Raw genomic sequence first — 17,375 nt, forward strand, 5'->3', positions numbered from 1 at the left:
TTTGAGGTGCAGTGTAAGAATGATTCAACACAGTGTCTTCCTAGAGGGAGCCATTTCATTACAAGATATGAGATGTTACTTTTTATCCCGGCAAAGAATATCAGCATTGTTTTATTTTATTTATATTTTTCTTCTATCTTTATTGGTGTATTCGCTTTATGGATTTCCGATTACCGTTTATGACAGCGAAACACTCGAAGTGATATATAATGGTATTTTCATAGCGATTCTATCCTTGATCTTTACATTGCTTTTGATTGCTTTTCATTATATAAGGCTGCGTACCAGCTATAAGAACAATAAACGGCTAAAACGCAAAAGGACATATACCATTAACCGGCAAGGCATTCAAATTCAATCCAAAAACTATAGTACATTGTTTGAATGGGATGAAATAAAGGCAGTTGCAGAATATAAACACTTTTTCTCTATCAAAACTTCTAGTCACCAGGTCATCTTAGTTCCTAAACGTTTTTTTGTATTCGAAAATGAGCTCCACTCATTCAGACAGCTTGTAAAAGAACATGTACGTGCCAAAAAAGTAAAATGACAAATTTAAAAAGAGGGTTTTCCCTCTTTTTTATGTTAATGAGATATGCCGCTCCATTGAGTAACATTCTCTTCAGCTAATGGAGATTTACCCCTCAACACTCTCTTCGTTATGAACATGATTGTTTTTTTTTGATTGGCGCCAGCTCCAATAATGCTGATAAACTTACAAGCACCAAACACACAACAATAATCAGCAAATAATTATGATTCATGTCAAAAAACAATCCGCCCACATACACACTGAGAGCGCCGGCGATTTGATGGATAAAGAAATTGATGCCTAGGAGCGAGCCGATAAGCCCGGTTTGAAAGCTTTCAGAAATGGACGCAGCGGTCAGCGGGATCACGCCTGTGTAGCTGAGTCCGAATAACAGCGTAAAGCCCAAGTACCAGAGCTCACTGTTATGAATGCCGAGTGCGGGAACGAGCAGGCAGATCAAGCTGATGAGACGAATGAAAAACAAAATGGACAGCATCATGCTTCTGCTGCCAAGCAAATCTGACAGCCAGCCTGCCAATAATCCCCCGATGATAATAAATGCCCCGAATGCAGCCATCATTCCGTTGATATGAGAGACATGCGCATCCTCCAGCATTGGAACGAGATGAGCATCAATGATTCCCATCGTAAATCCGCACGTAAATACGCCGAAGTACAGAATATGAATGAGGCGGGACTGCTTTAACACCTTCCAAAATCCCTGCCAGTCATAAGATTTTTTCACGGACTGACCTTGAACATTGGGCGGGTGCTTCATTCCGAAGGCCAAAAGAGGCAGCAGGACAGCCGCTAAGAAAATGCCCAATATTGTATACGCAGTTTGCCAGCCTGCATAGTAAGGAGCCGCAGCCCAAATCGGTGACAGCAGCAGCAAACCGGCTGAATTTGCATTGGTCAAAATGGCGAGCGCCAAGCCTTTATGCGTGTCAAACCAGCGGCTGATAAAATACTGTGTCGTCACGCCAACCGCGCAGGAATAGCCGATTCCGCCGAGCACTCCGTAGATCACAGAAAATATATGGACATTCGGCGAATGCGGGAGCGTCAAAAAGCTTGCGCTGATACAAATGGCGCCGATCCCCATAATCTTTCTGACGCTGAACCGGTCAATAAAAAAGCCGACAAAAAACTGAACGACTCCCGTTGTGATCATAAAAATGCTGACGGAAGCCGAAATCAGCGACCGATCGGCGTGAAAGGTCTCTGCCATCGGGAGCATAAAAAATTGAAAGGAATTTCTGAATGAGTTCATTCCGATGGCGAAGACAAACGTGAACAGCAATATTAACCATTTCATCTTAGGAGACGCGCGAAGGATATGCCGAGACATGTTTTCCTGACCTGCCTTTATTTGAGTATTGCGACTATTATATCATGAAAAAATTTACATTCTATATAAAAAAAGCGAACAGCACAGTGCTGTCCGCTTTTTCATTGGGAACTGGAAATCGGATGCTGATTCAAAATCGCAAAAATCCGTTCCGCCACTTCCTCCGTATTTGACAGCAGAAACATATGCCCGCCGTCAAATTCATGGAACGTGATGTGTTTCGCCCACTTCTTCCAGCCTTCCGCATCCCGGATGCATTTTTCGTCATTCAGTCCGTTAAAGACGTGGACCGGCGATTGGATCGGTGTCATGTCGTTAAGCTCGAATTGTTCAAGAGCCCGGTAATCCGATCTGAACGAAGGAAGAAAAAATGACATAACTTCTTTATTTTCAACGAGCTCTGCGGGCATTCCGCCTAATTTGATAATATGATCGAGAAATTGATCATCAGGCAAATGCGATACTTTTTTCCGCTGAATATGCGGCGGCTGAATCGCAGAAATAATCACAGCCTGCGGAAAAATGCCTTCACGCTCCAGTTTTTGCGCCAGCCTGAAGGTGATCATGCCGCCCATGCTGTGCCCGAACAGCACAAACGGCCGATCTGGATGCAAATGTAATTCTTGCTTGTACAAATCAGTCAGCTGCTCGAGATCCTCAACGGCTGACGTCTGATTCGTGCCGTGCCCGGGCGGTTCAGCTGCAAGCATTTCACACTCCCCCTGCAAAAAAGCATGGAGAGGGCGAAATGACGCCGAGTAGCCGCCGGCAAACGGAAAACAGATCAGCTGCGTTTTTTCCGATGCATCAAATGATTTGAAGAGTTGGCTCATTGGCCGGCTCCCCCTTTCATCGCTTCCTTAAGAAAGCGTTATGGTTTGTTTATTAAGAAATTCGCGCAAAATCCCGGCATTCCTATCAAGACATTCGCCCTGCAGCATTTCGGCGTGTGTACCGAAGCCTTTTTTCACACGATAAGCGCCCGTTGTCGCCTCTTCCCACGATGAAAGCCATTCAGGCATTTCAAAGTCAAGATCAGAGGTCAGCAAATCAATGTCCGCTTTCACTTGGCCCGAGCTGATAAGGTTGACGTAGTATGAGTAGAAGGCATGTGTTTTTTTCTTGAGCCCCTGCTTGACGGCTTCGCTATTGAGCGCTTCATTGTCCCGATTTACATTCATCAGCGCCTCGACATCGTTTTCGACCGTGCGCCCGTCCAGATCACTGACGCCTTGTTTTTTATAGGAATCCACCATGATAATCCGCTGTACAGTGCGTCCCTGCTCTTCAAGTTTTTTAGCGGCTTCAAACGCCAGGCTGCATCCTGCTGAATAACCAAACAGTGTCACAGGACCTTCCGGCTGAAGCTCCTTGATCAGAGCGGCATAACGGTCAAGACGGTTTTCCTCTTCAATGAAGTCAAAGGCGCACAGCTTGTATGACGGCAATTGCTTGGCCAGATTCTGATACATTAAGCCATATCCCAATACCGGCGGGAATGCGAAAATGATGTCATCCTGATCCTGATTCATGATTGTAACGTCCTGAAGTCCTTCTGAGCCTCCGTTTTTCAGATATGCTGAAATGCCGGCAATCGTCGGCGCTTCAAACAATAGCTTCACCGGGAGGTCAATTCCGAGCTCTTTTTTGATGCGAGAAGCGGCTGTCATCGCCTTTAAGGAATGGCCGCCAAGCTCGAAGAAATCGTCATGGATGCCGACTTGCTTTCTGCCAAGAAGCTCGGACCAGATTTGCGCGATTGTTTCTTCCGTTTCATTTCGAGGCCCAATCCATTCTTGCGATATCTGATCTTGCTCCGGTTTTGGCAGCAGACGTTTATTGACTTTTCCGTTTGTTGTTAAAGGAAGCTCGTCCAAGAACGTAAATGTCTGCGGCACCATATAAGCAGGAAGCTGTTTTTTCAGGTGTGCCTTAACGTCTCCTGCTGAAAGCTGTGTCCGGTTCACGAGGTAGGCGTTAATTGATGCGTCCCCAGACTCGCGGCGGTCCACCACGACGACCGCGTCTTTTACTCCGGGATATTCCTGCAGCTGTTTTTCGATTTCTTCCAGCTCGATCCGGTGTCCCCGTATTTTCACTTGATCATCAATACGGCCGGCGTATTCAATTGTTCCGTCAGGCAGCCAGCGAGCGAGATCCCCTGTGCGGTAAAGTGTTTCTCCCGGTTTGAACGGGTTGGCGGTAAATTTCTGCTTGGTCAGCTCATCACGGTTTACATAGCCTTTTGATACACCCATTCCGCTGATGCATAGTTCACCGACCGCTCCGAATGGCTGGAGCTGATTTGATTCATTGAGAATATAAATACTTGCGTTGCTGATCGGCTTTCCGATCGGCAGTGAGGAGATAGACTCCGGAATCTCGTGCACGACGTGAGCCGTTGCAAACACCGTGCCCTCAGTCGGGCCGTAGCAGTTAATCAGCTTGCCCGGCCCCATGATCCGCAGCGCTTTCCTGACGTGAGGCACAGACGCGCGTTCCCCGCCAAATAACACACAGCGAAGCCCCTTCAGCCAATCCTCTCCTGCATCTGTGAGAAGATTAAATAAAGCTGTGGTCGCAAACATGACGCTGACATTCTCTTGACGGATGAGACTCGTGAGACGGTCTGTATCAAGCAGTGTATTTTCATCTGCGATAATCAGCCTTGCTCCATTCAAAATGGAAGCATAGAAATCAAAGGTAAATGCGTCAAAAGCGTAATTCGATACAGATAAGAACGTGTCTTTTTCAGAAAACGTCATGTAGTCAACGTACTTCACTAATCCTTGAATATTGGCATGCGTCGTGATATTTCCCTTTGGTTTTCCGGTTGTGCCTGATGTATACATGATATACGCCGCATCATCGGGTGCAATCGCGGTTTCAGGATCGCTTGCCTCTTCTTCAAAACGGATGGGATCATCAATGATGAGTGTTTGGCCTGTAAATGGCAGCCGATTCGCTTGCTCTTTCATCTCTTGATGTGTAAGCAGACAAGCCGCCCCGCTGTCGGTCAGCATATATGAAATTCGGTCATCCGGCAGCTTAGGATCAACCGGCACATAAGCAGCTCCCGCTTTTAACACACCGAGAATCCCAATCACCAGTTCCAGCGAGCGCTTCGTGTACAATGCAACAACTGAGCCTTTGCCTGCCCCTTGCTTTTGCAAACGGCGTGCGAGGCGGTTCGTTTCCTCGTCTAATTCGTGATAGGACAGCGTTCGGCCTGCAAATGTGAGCGCCGGTGCACTTGGATTGACGTCCACCGCCTCCTTGAACCAATCCGTCAGAGGTTTTGGCTCACACGTTTGAGGTGCCGGATTTAAGCCGTTAAGCAAGTACTCTTTTTCTTTTTCGTCAATGAAATCAATGGTGCTGACAGGCTGATCCGGATGCTGAATAAGCTGCTGAATCGCTGTGAGAAGCTGGGATTTTAAGCGCAGCATAAACGCTTCATCAAACACATTCTCATTATAGGCAAGCTTGATCAGCATTTCGTCACCCGGGGAGGCCATCAAATTGAGATCGTAATTTGACTTCTCAAATACATGGACATCCTCCATATCGAATCCGTTTTGACTGCTTTCTTCATTGCTTGCATCCTGAAGCGGATAATTTTCAAACACGATGATGTGGTCAATCAATTTCGGCTGGTTGGCTTGGCTTTGGATGTCATAAAGCGGCACATATTGATGCGGTTCTGACTCAAGTGACTGCTCCTGAAGCTGCTTGAGCAAACCGTTGAATGTCATGTTTTCAGCCAATTTCACTCTTCTTGGAACAACGTTGATAAACAGGCCGACCATATGTTCAACGCCTTTGATTTCCGCGGGACGTCCGGAAACGACTGTACCGAAAGCCAAATCGTCAGACCGCTGATAACGGCTGATCAGTACGCTCCAAACTGCCTGTAAAGCGGTACTCAAAGTGGTGTGCTGAGATTTCGCAAGCTCTGTAAAAGCTTTTGTTTCCGCTTCCGGCAGTGAGAAGAGAAGTTCTTTCGGTTCGTACCCTTCCTTTTGTTTCTTTCTTTGCTCCGCAAACGTCGTCTGTCCTTCAAAGTCTTCCAAGTACTCGCGCCAGTAGCGGAGCGATGCTTGTTTATCCTGCTTTTCAAGCCACTTGATGTATTCCTTATACGGTTTGACAGGCGGCAGACTGTACGGCTTTTGTTCGCGCAAAGCATTGTATACCTTAAACAGATCCTGCACGACGATGCCGAAGCACCATCCGTCCAAAATAATGTGGTGGTAGCTCCACACCCATTCAAAGCTGTTGTCAGCTTTTTTGAAGATGGCTGCCCTCATCGGAATATCCCGCGTTAAATCAAAGCCTTTGATCTTATCCTGTGCTTTGTATTCATTGATTTTGTCCGTTTGTTCACTTTCGGATAAATGTGTCAGATCCATTTCTTCTATATGAAATTGACGTTTTTTTAATACGACTTGGACGGGCCTTTTTACTTTTTCGTGAATGAACACGGTACGAAATACATCGTACCGGTCCATGATGACATTCATGCTTTCTTCAAGGCATTTGATATTGAAGTCGCCCTTTACTTTCATCGTAATTTGTTCAAGGTAAAAGCTCTGGCCGGGATTAAGGATGGTATGAAACAGCATCCCCTCCTGCATCGGCGATAGGTAATACATATCTTGAACCTGATCTTTGCTAAATTGACTCATATGTTTCGCTCCCGCCTTCTGTAATTCCCTTGCATTTTTATTTCAAATTCTCCTCAAGCATGTCAAAGATATCGCCCATCTCATCCATTTCAAGGTCTCCCGCACTGAAGTCGCTCGGTGTGAATTCCTTGTCCTCTTTTTCCGTACAATGGCGGATGATCAGGAGGAGGTTTTCTTTAAACCGCTCCATTTGTGCTTCGACCGTTGCTCTTTCATATTCCTTCTCATTGTAGGAGCAAGAAAGGACAAAACGTCCGTTTCTGATCATGCCGCTGAAGCTTAAAGCGTACAGGGCTTCTGATTCTTCGCTCACTTGGCGTCCCATATCGAAAGCAGACGGTTCAAAGAAATCCGTTTTCACTTCACTGTCGAATTGGCCTAAATAGTTAAAGCTGATTTCCGGTGTGAAGCCTTGCGCTCCCGCTTGTTCTGTAAAGTAGCGGAGAATGCCGTATCCGACGCCTTTGTCCGGAACGCGGCGCAGGTTTTCTTTGACTGCTTTGATGACCGCTGAGACATCTGTTTCAGACATGTCGAGCACAACAGGATATTGTGCCGTAAACCAGCCAACCGTTCTGGAGATGTTCACATTCGGGATGATGTCTTCCCGTCCGTGCCCCTCAAGATTGATGCCGATTTTGACACCGTCTGTCCATTCTTTCATCGTTAATCCGAGCGCACTGAGGAGAATATCATTGATCTCGGTTCCATATGGCTGATGAACATCTGTTAAGAGGTGTTTAGTGTCTTCTTCATTTAATTCGCAGATGACGGATGATGTATGTTTGACAATCCGCTCCTCTGTTTCATCATCCTTCGGTACAGCAGAAACCTCTTCAGCGTCAATTTGCGCCCAGTATTCAGCCTGCTGCAAAAGGTGTGCTGATTGGCTGAATGCCGCCAATTCTTCCGCCCAATCCTTGAAGGAATTCGTTTTTTGCGGGAAGACGATTTTCTCTTCGTTCTCAGCCTGCACGTAGCCTGATGCAAAGTCCTCAAGTAAAATCCGCCATGATACGCCGTCGACCACGAGATGGTGTACAGCGATGAGCAGATGATCCCCTGCTTCCGTGCGGTATAGCTCCCCTTTCAGAAGCGGACCGTTTTGCAGGTCGAGACTGCTTTGCAGACTGTCAGCGAGAACCTTAATCTGGCTTTTCAGCATATCTTCATCTGAGCCGTACAGATCAACGATTTCGAAGCTGACCTCGCATTCGTCTATCCGTTTATACGCTTGAATGATATCGCCGTTTTCTTCACGGTAGACCATGCGCAGCGCGTCATGATGTTCAATCAGTGCCTGCAATGTCTTTTCAACCCGTTCCGGATCGAAGCCCTTCGCAGAATGAAGCATGACCGACTGATTCCAGTGGTGTTTGTTTGTGAAGTTCTTTTCAAAGAACCAGCGCTGGATCGGCGTCAGGATAACTTCGCCCTCCACAGGGCCTTGGTCTGCCTGTTTGCCTTCGGCACGCTCCACATATTGTGTCAGTTCTTCAATCGTCGGGTGCTGGAAGAGATCCTTCATTTCCAGCTTCCAGCCGTGCTGGTTCAAGCGGCTCGCCATCTGGATTCCTTTAATGGAATCTCCGCCGAGCGAGAAGAAATTGTCGCTGACACCGACTTCAGAAATACCGAGCACGTCCTGCCAAATGCCGGCAAGCAGCTCTTCCATGTCAGTGGACGGCGCTTTGTATTCTCCGCTTCCTGCTTCGATGTCCGGCTCCGGCAGCACTTTGCGGTCTACTTTTCCGTTTGCGGTAACCGGAAGCTCGTTTAATGTCACCCAGAACGCCGGGATCATGTAGTCCGGCAGGGTTTCCTTCAGAGCTGACTTCAGCGCTTCTATGTCAGCTGTTTCCGGTGTGACATACGCCGCGATCGCTGTATTGCCGCCTTTATCTTTTACAGCTGTCACTGCCGCATCCTGCACCTCAGAAAGCTGGGCCAGCTGCACTTCAATTTCTGACAGCTCGATTCGGTAGCCGCGGACTTTGACCTGCTGGTCGATCCGGCCGATGTATTCGATGCCGCCGCCAGTCCATTTCACCAAATCGCCTGTTTTGTACATGCGTTCACCCGGCACGAACGGATCGGCGACAAACCGCTTCGCGGTTTCGTCTTCCCTGTTCAGATAGCCGCGCGCCAGTCCGCGTCCCGCCACACAAAGCTCTCCGGCCACGCCTTCCGGCTGAACCTGATGGCTTTCGCTGAGAATGTACACTCTCGTATTGGCGATCGCGCGACCGATGGAAAGCGAGCCTTCCTCCGGATTGATTTCTGTGCTCGTCGCAACGACAGTGTTTTCGGTCGGCCCGTAGTTGTTGACAATCGTGTACGGCTGCTTAACCGCACGCTTCAGCTTGTCCCCTCCGGTCAAAAGCACGCGAAGTGATGTGTTCTCAAGCTCCATGAACTGTTCCGCCAGCTGTGTCGGCAGGAACGTGATTGTGACGTTGTGCGTTTCGAAATAGTCATTCAGGCGGGTGATATCAAGGCGGATCGCTTCATCAATGACGTGAAGCTCAGCGCCGATCGTCCAGGTCGGGAACATCTCCCAAATGGAAGCATCGAACCCGAAGCCCGCGTACTTCGCACTGCGGTCCTCCGCCGTCATGCCGAACGCGTCATGATGCCAGAAGCACAGATTCACAAGCGCATGGTGCTCGATCATAACACCCTTCGGCTGTCCGGTCGTTCCTGACGTATAAATCATATAAGCAAGGTGATCCGCGGTTGTGTCGGTCTGCGGATTTTCCTCATCGTTTTCATCAAGCGGCAGACTCAGGATCGTGCGGTTGCCGTCAAGAAGAATGACCTCGCCCGTGTAGCTGTCCGGCACTGAGATGCCTTCCTGTTTCAAGAGAAGCGTCGCGCCGCTGTCCTGTAGGATATATTCAATCCGCTGATCAGGATAGTCAGGGTCAATCGGCACAAATGCCGCTCCTGCCTTCAGGACACCGAGCACCGCAGCGGACATTTCAAGCGACGGCTTCGTGAGAATGCCGACGCGTTCATCCGCACTAATGCCGCAGTCAATCAAAATCCGCGCCAGACGGTTCGCCTTCGCATTCAGCTCGCCGTACGTCCATGACTGCCCGTTATACGTGACAGCCGGGCGGTCCTTGTGGCGCTGAACGGTTTCTTCAAACAGCTGATGAACCGTTTTGTTTGTCGGCACAGGCAGTGTTTTTCCTTTCCATGCCTCCAAAAGCGTTTGTTTTTCTGTCTCGTTGACGAGCGACAGGCTGGAAAGCGGCTGGTTTGGATTTTCCGCCGCAACCCGCAATAATCGCAGGACGTATTCGCTCCATTGCTCAGCAGTTTCTCTTGAGAATAGGTCAGTCGCATATTCCAGCTGCAGACCGATGCCGTTTTCGTCAGCGAAACCGCCTAATGTGAGGTCAAACTTGGATGTTCCTTGATGTGCCTCATAAGGTGAAATTGTGAGATCTTGCAGCTCAAGCTGTTCTTTATCAGGGTTTTCTGTCGTAACCATCACATTAAACAATGGATTCCGGCTCATATCCCGAGGGAGGTCTAACTGGTTGACCAGGTCTTCAAACGGATACTCCTGATGCTCAAGCGCTGACAGATTTGTCTCCTTCGCTTGCTCCAAAAGCTCTGCAAATGTCTGCTCTTCCCTTGCTTCCATTCTCAGTGCGAGCGTATTGACGAACATACCCGGCATGTTTTGCACGTCGGCATTCGTGCGGCCTGCTGTAACCGAGCCGATCACGATATCCCGCTGTCCGGAGATTTTGCTTAAAAAGACATGGAAGACGGTGTGAAGCACCATATGCAAAGTCGTTCCCGTTTCTGCTAGGAGTTTCTCAATCGCCTTTGCCGTTCCGCTTTCCGCACGGAAACGGACAGTATCCCCTTCAAAGCTTTGAACAGGCGGTCGGGTGTAATCGAGCGGAAGGTCAAGCTCCGGCAGTTCGCCTGAGAGAACTGAAAGCCAGTATTGCTCATGCTCCTTCATCCGTTCTTTCTGTCCGGCTTCATTTTGCCAAACAGCGAAATCTTTATAATGAAGCTTCGGCTCCGGAAGCTGTTCGCCTTTATAAAGCAGTGCCAATTCTTTAACGAAAATACCTCTTGATACACCATCCGCGATAATGTGATGCATATCCAATAGAAGCAGATGTTTTTGGTCTGCGATTCGGAGTAATGCCGCGCGAATGAGCGGAGCGCCGCTTAAGTTGAATGGCCGGATAAATTCTTTAATCTTCTGTTCCGCCTCGCCCTCTTCTGCATCAAACACGTGAAGATCAATTGATGCCTCCTCAACAATGCGCTGGACAGGCTCTCCGTCTGCTTCTGTAAATGATGTGCGCAATGATTCATGACGGTTTACGAGCTGGTTGAGTGATTCCCGCAGGCGCGAAATGTGAAGCTCGCCTTCCATAAGAAGAACCGATGGCATATTATAGCTGATCGTCTGCCGGTCAAGCTGATTGAGCACGTACATCCGTTTCTGCGCGGATGACAATGGATACACATCCTGTTTGTCAGCAGGCTTCAGCATGCGATAGCCGCCTGATGCTGCCGATTCCTCCATATAAGCCGCCAGCTGGCGTACAGTCGGCTGCTCGAACAGCGCTTTAAGCGGCACGGTTTTCTCCAATTCTGCCTGTATATTGGCGATGAGCATCATTCCTTTTAGTGAATGGCCGCCTAAATCGAAGAAGTTGTCATCTATTCCAATCGCTTCAATGCCGAGTGTTTTCTGCCAGATGCGGCAAAGGCTTTCTTCAAGCGCTGTTTCCGGAGCAGCTGACGCTTCATATCCGGATTGCGCTGCGTTCGGCTTCGGCAATGCGTTTTTATCGGTTTTCCCATTTGCCGTGAGCGGGATGGCGTCCACCTGCACAAAGAAGGCAGGGATCATATGAGACGGCAGTATTTGTGAAAGCTGTTTCCGGATCTCTGCTTTTTCAATGGCTTGACCCGCCGTATAATACGCGCAAAGCTCTTGAAGCCCGCCCTCAGAAACCGCAAGCACAACCGCTTCCTGAACTTCGCTGAGGCTAAGCATGACCGTTTCAATTTCTTTCGGCTCTATGCGGTAGCCGCGGATTTTCACCTGATCATCAGCCCGGCCGATAAATTCAATCGTGCCGTCAGCCAGTCTCCGGACGACATCTCCGGTCTTGTACATCAGGCTGCCCGGCGCATACGGGTTTTCCACAAATTTCTCGGATGTGAGCTGAGGACGGCTGAGATATCCTCTGGCAAGCCCCTGCCCCGTGATATATAGCTGGCCGCTTGCTCCCGAAGGCACAAGCTTCAATGATTCATTTAAGACAAGTGCGCCGGTATTGGCAATCGGCCGTCCGATTGTCGGCCGTTTCGCGAATGTGTCAGGTTCAGTCAGGTCAACCCGTCCGGCAATGGCGCCGATCGTTGCTTCGGTCGGACCGTAGTGATTGATAAATTCGGTATGCTGATATACCTTGCTGAAAGCTAAAACATCAGCCGGAATGATCTTTTCTCCTCCCAACACAATCAAGCGCAGGGATTCAAAGTGCGGCTCCTTTGTAAAGCTGGCCGTGTTCACCATCGTATGGAACAGGGACGGTGTCAGCTTGATATACGTGATGCTATGTTCCTTGATATAACGGCCAATCTGATCGGGCGCCGTATATGTTTCTTTCGGCACAATGTGAAGCTCACCGCCTGCTTGAAGCACAGGGAAAATGCTTGTATACCCCAAGTCGAATGCGTAAGACGAAAGCAAGACAGACTTATCCGTTTCAGCCAGCCCTGCCTCTTTGCTAAACCAAGAAACATAGTTTGTCAGATTGCGGTGCTCAATCTGCACACCCTTCGGTTTCCCGGTCGTGCCGGATGTGTAAATGATATATGCAAGATTCTGAGGCCCAGAAATCGGTTCCGGACGCTCCTTGCTTTCGTTCCGCCAATCCGCTTGATCGATGCTGATGACGGTTCCTTGATATTTCCCTATGGCAGTCATATTTCTTTCATTCACGACTGTAAATCTCGCACCGCTGTCTTCTAATGAATAGCGGATTCGTTCCTCAGGCGTATCCGGATCAATCGGAAGGAAAGCTGCTCCCGCCTTCATGACACCAAGAACAGCTGTCATTAGGTCAGCTGAACGATCCATGACGACGGCTACGATGTCTTCACTTCCTGCCCCGTGCGCGCGCAAATGATGCGCCAGCTGGTTCGCCTGTTCATCGAGCTCACGGTAGGTCAGCTGATTTCCGCCACAAATCACAGCCGGATGATCAGGTGTTTGCTGCACCTGTTTTTCGAAAAGTGACGCAAACGTATCATTGCCAGAATGAGTGGTTTGTTTTTTCTCTTCAAGCAAAGCTGCCGTTTCAACTGGTGAAAGAATCTCTAAATCAGACAGCCGTACGTTCGGATTAACCGCAGCTGCTTTGATCAAATTGACGAAGTGGCTGCTCCAGCGGCGGATCGTCTCGTCCTTAAACAAGGCAGTTGCGTAGTCAAAGCTTAAACCGATTTCTTCTTCCCGTTCGACAGCTTCCAAGGACAGATCAAATTTCGCCACGTGATGAAGCATGGAATAAGAAGAAATCTTCAAATCTCCTAATTTCAAAGAAGGAATCTCCATGTTCTGCATGTTGAACATGACGCTGAACAGCGGGCTTCGGCTTGTGTCCCTTGTGAGCGGCAGTTTTTCAATCAGTTCCTCAAGCGGATAGCTTTGGTGCTCGAATGCTTGAAGACTGACCGTTTTGACTTCGTCTAGGAATTGCGCAAAGGTTTTGTCCCCCGCAGGCGCTGTCCGTAATGCCACCGTGTTGACAAACATACCCGGCACACCTTGCAGATCAGGATGCGTTCTGCCCGCAGTCGGTGAGCCGACGATGATGTCATCCTGTGACGCGTACTTAGAAAGCAGTACATGAAATGCGGCTAAAAGGAACATGTACATTGTTGTGTCCGTTTCTGACAGCAGCGATTTGATTTGAGCTGTGATTTGTTTATCCAGCCCGAACATGACGCGCTCCCCGGAAAAGCTCCGTTCTGCAGGACGCGGGAAATCCGCCGGAAGATCAAGAACCGGCAGCTCGCCTTTAAACGTATCCAGCCAGTATGCTTCATCCTTTTGATGATCCGCATGTTCTTTTTGCCAGACAGCGTAATCTTTATAGTGAATCTGCGGGAGCTCCAGATCTGCGCCTTGATAGATTTTGGCGAGATCGCCGATGAGAATGCCTGTCGAGCTGCCGTCCGTAATGATATGATGCATATCAATGAGCAGCAGATGGCGTTCTTCTTCAAGCTGGATAAGCTTCGAACGGACGAGCGGCGCGCGGTTTAACTCAAACGGCTGAATAAACGATTTGATCAGCTCTTCCGCGTCTTCTTCCCGTCCCTTGGCAGCCTCCAGCTGGAACGATATGTTTTTATGAACGGTCTGTACGACTTCTCCGTCTATCATGTCAAACGACGTACGGAGAATTTCGTGCCGGTTGATTAATTGCTGAATCGCATGTTCAAGCCGGTCTTTGTTTACTTCTCCCTCCAGCAAAAGTACAGCAGGGACGTTGTAGCTTGTGCTTGCTTGTCCAAGCTGATTGAGGATGTACATTCTCCGCTGGGCCGGGGAAACAGGATAATGCTGCTGATAAGGTGCTTGCCTGATCGGTTCAAACGTCTGCTCCTCCTTGCTTTCGCTCTCTTCCAAATACAGTGCCAGTTCTTGGATGGTCGGCTTTTCAAAAAGCACTTTAATCGGTACTTCCTTGTGGAAATGCTCTTGAATTTTCGCCGTCATCATCATGGCCTTCAGAGAATGTCCGCCGATCATAAAGAAGTTATCTGTAACGCCTGCTTTAACGCCGAGTATCCCTTCCCAAATCTCGGCTAATTTCTTTTCACTCTCTGTTTTGGGTGCTGCATATTCAGACTGCACAGCGTCTGATTGAGGCGCAGGCAGTTCTTTTTTATTGATTTTTCCGTTTGGTGTAAGCGGCAGGCTGTCCATCTGGATCAAATGGGCAGGAACCATATAGTCAGGCAATGATTGAGACAGCGTTTTTCTCAGCCCGCTCACAGACACTTCGCGATCCGCCGTAAAGTACGCGCAGATTTCATTTTCATCCGCTTTGTTTTTGCGAATGATCACGGCAGCCTCTGTCACATGTTCGGCCATGTTCAATTTGGTTTCGATTTCGCCAAGCTCAATCCGGAACCCGCGCACCTTCACCTGGTTATCAATTCTTCCTAAAAACTCGATATTCCCGTCCGGAAGCCATCTCGCCAAGTCGCCAGTTCGATAAATTTTTTCACCCGGTCTGAATGGATCTTCGAGAAATTGCTTCTTCGTCAGCTCTGGGAGGTTGACGTAGCCCCGTGCCACGCCGCTTCCGCCGACACACAGTTCACCGGGCGCGCCGATCGGCTGCAGGCGCTGCTGCTCATCCATGATGTATGCAGTGGAATTTCCGATTGGCTTCCCGATTGGAATTGAACCGCTGTACTCGCGATCAATCAGAAAGCTTGTAGAAAATGTCGTATTTTCTGTCGGTCCGTATCCGTTCCACAGAGCAAGCGACGGCGATGCCTGTTTCACTTTACTTACAATATGCGGCACGAGCGCGTCTCCGCCGATGATTAAATGGCGCAGTGTGCCGAACATGCCGGCATCCTTTGCAGCAAGCTGGTTGAATAATGGCGATGTCAGCCACATCGTCGTAATTTTCTGCTCACGGAGGAACGCTGAAAACCGTGTCGCGTCAAGCAGTGTCTCTTTTTTCACCGGATAAAGCGCAGCCCCGTTCAGCAGCGCGCCAAAGACCTCAAATGTACCGGCATCAAAGCTGACAGCTCCCGTTTGCGCCATGCGGTCTTCTTCATGAACAGGAACGTATCCTGCATTTTTAACGAGACGCAGAATGCTTTTATGTTCGATCATGACGCCTTTCGGTTTTCCGGTCGAACCTGACGTGTACATGATGTAAGCCAGGTCAGACGAATCGGCGGGCAGATTCAGATTGTCAGCTGTTTCATTCCCTTCAAAGACGCCTTCCAGCGGGAGAACCGGTACTTGCAGCTGCTTTGCCTGTTTTGTATATGCCTCTCCAGCTAAAGCGATCCGAATCGAGCTGTCCTCCGCCATGAAACGGAGCCGATCCTCCGGAAGTGCGGGATCAAGCGGCACATATGCGGCGCCTGCTTTTAAAACAGCCAGCATGGCGGCAACAGTGTCTGCCGAACGGTCATTCATAATGGCTGCCGCTTCACCCTTTTGCAGACCTTGCCCAATGAGCTTTCTCGCCAGGCGGTTCGCCGCTTCGTTCAGCTCGCGGTATGTCAGCTCGGCTCCTTCATATACGAGGGCAGTACTTGCCGGTGTCCGCTTTGCTTGTTCTTCAAATACTTGATGAACAGCCATTCCTTCAGGGAGTTCTGATGAAGTGCTGTTAAAGGTCTCCACAATTTGCCGCTGCTCTTCTTCTCCCACAAGCCCGTGCTCACGCACAAAAGCGTCCGGCCGCTCAACAGCGGCTGTCATCATGCGGGTGAGATGTCCTGCTGTCCGTTCAATAAAAGCAGAATCAAATGCAGCGCCGTTATATTTGATTTTGACGGTCCATGTTTTACCCGGGTAAACAATGAGGTTGAAATCAAAGCTTGTTTGTTCAAATGCGCTCTCAACCTTAATAGAGAACCCGAGCCGGTCTTCCATGCTGCCGTTTTCAAGCTCTTGATCAAGCGGATAATTTTCAAAAGCGACGAGATGGTTCAAAAGACTGCTGTCCAAGGCTGAACGTTTTTGAATCTCGTAAAGCGGCACGTAATCGTAGCGCTCCGCCTCCACCGCATGCTGCTGAACGTCTGTGAAAATATCAGCGAATGTAGACTGCTGATCAACCTTTACACGCACCGGAATGGTATTGATAAAGAGCCCCGCCATTGTTTCAATTCCGTTGATTTCAGACGGCCGTCCCGATACGACCGTGCCGAAGACAACATCATTTGTAAAGTTATATTTGCTGAGGACGATTCCCCAGATCGCCTGAAACAGGTTAGGCCCCGTCACTTGATGGCGGTTCGCCGTTTGCTGAATGCGTGCAACCAGTTCCTCATCCCATGTAAATGAGTATTCTCTGTTCACATACTCTTCTTTTTTCTCCGGCAAGCGGCCCGGGAGCACGCTTGGCTGTTCAAAATCCGCCAAGCGTTCGCTCCAGTAGCCTTCCGCTTCTTCATTGTCCTGTTTTCCAAGCCACTTAATATAGTCGGAATATGGCTTGCCCTGCCCGTTTGCAGGTGTGCGGCCTGCTCTGAGCGCTTCGTAGTTTTGGAACAGGCTTTTCATCAGCACGCCCATGCTCCAGCCGTCCATCATAATATGGTGATTGCTCCAGACAAGATACAGCTGATCTGCATCAAGGCGGAAAACTGCCACCTTGAACAAAATGTCTTTGGCCAGGTTAAAGCCTTGGCGCTGAACGTCTTGTTTGTAACGCTCAATGTGGTCTTTCTGGCGATCCTCATCTGCATGACTGATATCTTCATAGTGCACCTTTGTCTTGCGTTCCGCTAACACAACCTGACGCGGCTTTTGCAGCTGCTGGTGCACAAATACCGTACGGAGAATATCGTATGACCGGATCAGTTCATTGACGCTTTTCTCAAATATTCCCAGATCAAAAACACCTTGAATGCCAAGCTCTAATTGTGTGAAGTAAGAGGAAGAATGCGGATCAAGCATCGCATGATACAGCATTCCTTCCTGCATCGGTGTAAGTGCATACACCTTTTGAATCGATTTTTTGCTCATATGCCACCTCTA

General features: G+C 49.0%; 5 protein-coding genes. 1 reads left to right on the forward strand and 4 read right to left on the reverse strand.

The window, feature by feature from the left end; translation table 11 throughout:
* Nucleotides 1-19: 19 nt before the first annotated feature.
* Nucleotides 20-550 carry a YcxB family protein gene (locus MTN95_RS07170; protein WP_105991518.1) on the forward strand — a complete coding sequence of 177 codons (531 nt, stop codon included), beginning with the start codon at nucleotides 20-22 and terminating at the stop codon, nucleotides 548-550.
* A 109-nt stretch (nucleotides 551-659) separates the two neighbouring features.
* Here MTN95_RS07170 and MTN95_RS07175 read toward each other — a convergent pair whose 3' ends face one another.
* From MTN95_RS07175 to srfAB, 4 genes are all read right to left on the reverse strand, one after another.
* Nucleotides 660-1,883, reverse strand: coding sequence for an MFS transporter (locus tag MTN95_RS07175; protein WP_248337512.1), 1,224 nt, complete (start codon nucleotides 1,881-1,883; stop codon nucleotides 660-662).
* 101 nt (nucleotides 1,884-1,984) lie between these two features.
* Entirely contained in the window at nucleotides 1,985-2,716 is a 732-nt protein-coding gene (gene srfAD / locus MTN95_RS07180; RefSeq protein ID WP_248337514.1) for a thioesterase II family protein, read from the reverse strand.
* Between the two features lie 27 nt (nucleotides 2,717-2,743).
* Nucleotides 2,744-6,571 carry a non-ribosomal peptide synthetase gene (srfAC, locus tag MTN95_RS07185; RefSeq protein ID WP_248337516.1) on the reverse strand — a complete coding sequence of 1,276 codons (3,828 nt, stop codon included), beginning with the start codon at nucleotides 6,569-6,571 and terminating at the stop codon, nucleotides 2,744-2,746.
* A 37-nt stretch (nucleotides 6,572-6,608) separates the two neighbouring features.
* Entirely contained in the window at nucleotides 6,609-17,363 is a 10,755-nt protein-coding gene (gene srfAB / locus MTN95_RS21715; protein ID WP_483861564.1) for a surfactin non-ribosomal peptide synthetase SrfAB, read from the reverse strand.
* Between the last annotated feature and the right edge of the window lie 12 nt (nucleotides 17,364-17,375).

It is taken from the genome of Bacillus sp. 2CMS4F (genome assembly GCF_023161785.1).
Classification (GTDB): Bacteria; Bacillota; Bacilli; order Bacillales; family Bacillaceae; genus Bacillus; species Bacillus halotolerans.

Excerpts from the sequence above, each read along its gene's own strand:
- srfAC (WP_248337516.1), bottom strand. The coding sequence starts at position 6,571 with ATGAGTCAATTTAGCAAAGATCAGGTTCAAGATATGTATTACCTATCG.
- MTN95_RS07170 (WP_105991518.1), top strand. The coding sequence starts at position 20 with ATGATTCAACACAGTGTCTTCCTAGAGGGAGCCATTTCATTACAAGAT.
- MTN95_RS07175 (WP_248337512.1), bottom strand. The coding sequence starts at position 1,883 with ATGTCTCGGCATATCCTTCGCGCGTCTCCTAAGATGAAATGGTTAATA.
- srfAD (WP_248337514.1), bottom strand. The coding sequence starts at position 2,716 with ATGAGCCAACTCTTCAAATCATTTGATGCATCGGAAAAAACGCAGCTG.
- srfAB (WP_483861564.1), bottom strand. The coding sequence starts at position 17,363 with ATGAGCAAAAAATCGATTCAAAAGGTGTATGCACTTACACCGATGCAG.